Origin of the sequence: Bacillus sp. TE8-1 (assembly GCF_008368855.1) — a bacterium.
Taxonomy (GTDB): Bacteria; Bacillota; Bacilli; order Bacillales; family Bacillaceae_G; genus Bacillus_A; species Bacillus_A cereus.
Genome location: NZ_QPET01000065.1, coordinates 1 through 1,325, shown reverse-complemented (window position 1 = coordinate 1,325; position 1,325 = coordinate 1). Strand labels below are relative to the sequence as shown.

Here is a 1,325-nt window from a genome sequence, read left to right as displayed (position 1 = left end):
ACTTCCTTATGTTAACATCTTAATTTTTCAATGTCAACTAAGTTTTTTAATTTCTTTTTTGTCGTTTTCTGCGTTTCCGCATCAGCGACGGTTATTAATATATCATGCAGTATATACAGGGTCAATACTTTTTATAAAAAAATTTCACATCCCGTTAAAAACTTAAAAACCGCTGTAAAAATCATTATAGCGTCCATTCATTCTTGGCTCCCCTCCTATTCATTTCATATCTTATCTCTTATCAATTTACACGAGAGTGAAAATTCTAAATTTTATGTTATATTATTAGTATAGGAGCGTGGTGAGAATGAGCATTAAGTATTCAAACAAAATCAATAAAATCCGGACCTTTGCATTAAGTTTAGTATTTATCGGCCTCTTCATTGCATACTTAGGTGTCTTTTTCCGCGAAAACATTATTATTATGACAACGTTTATGATGGTTGGCTTTTTAGCTGTTATCGCTAGCACTGTCGTTTACTTTTGGATTGGTATGTTATCTACTAAGACTATCCAAATTATTTGCCCAAGCTGTGATAAGCCAACCAAAATGCTCGGCCGTGTCGATGCATGTATGCACTGCAATCAACCTTTAACACTAGATCGAGATCTAGAAGGAAAAGAATTTGATGAAAAGTATAATAAGAAGAGTTATAAATCATAAGTACCAAGGGAAATACGAATTTGCAACACTACAAACGTTTCAACTCATTAAAAAGTTGATTTCTTAAAAAATCAACTTTTTAATTGTTTTATTAAATTTATTACACCTATTTTTTCGAAATAACAGTAAACATCCCTGTCATATTAGGCGAATAATCTTTAAAATCATATTTTTCGTAGAATGATGTTTTACCTTGCGACGCAAACAAACCAATGAATGCTTTATCTGGAGCATTCCCATTTAAGTATTCTACTAAAGTATTCATTATTTTCTTTCCAATACCATTCTTTTGATACTCTGGATGAACCACTATATCTTGAATATAGAAATAGATAGCCCCATCACCAACAATTCTCCCCATGCCGATGATTTGATTATTATCCTTGACTGTTATACAGTAAATCGAATTTTGAAGTGATATTTCCGCCACCTCAAAGTTCATATAGTTAGTCCATCCCACAGAATCACATAAATATTTATATTCTTCCAATGTTGGAATGTTATTTTTAATCTCATATTTCTTCAAAATGTCCCCTCCAAGAATTCATTTCCACCAATACAAAGTAAATTCGACAAACTTTTATCTAACCCTTCTTACTAACTTAGCACTGTAAATCCCGATTAACCTCACGCTAATCCTTATATAATAAAGAAAGAGGCT

At 31.8% G+C, this 1,325-nt stretch carries 2 protein-coding genes; one reads left to right on the top strand and one right to left on the bottom strand.

Going from position 1 to position 1,325, the window contains the following annotated elements; all coding sequences use genetic code 11:
* The first annotated feature begins 307 nt into the window (after positions 1-307).
* A complete protein-coding gene (locus DN404_RS30290; RefSeq protein ID WP_000025058.1) occupies positions 308-664 on the top strand; it encodes a YgzB family protein in 357 nt (118 codons plus the stop codon).
* Between the two features lie 106 nt (positions 665-770).
* On the opposite strand, the gene DN404_RS30285 is transcribed toward DN404_RS30290, so the two are convergent.
* Positions 771-1,190, bottom strand: a complete 420-nt coding sequence (locus DN404_RS30285; RefSeq protein ID WP_000759737.1) for a GNAT family N-acetyltransferase — start codon at positions 1,188-1,190, stop codon at positions 771-773.
* Positions 1,191-1,325 lie beyond the last annotated feature (135 nt).

Coding starts and splice junctions, on each gene's coding strand:
- DN404_RS30290 (WP_000025058.1), top strand. CDS start 308: ATGAGCATTAAGTATTCAAACAAAATCAATAAAATCCGGACCTTTGCA.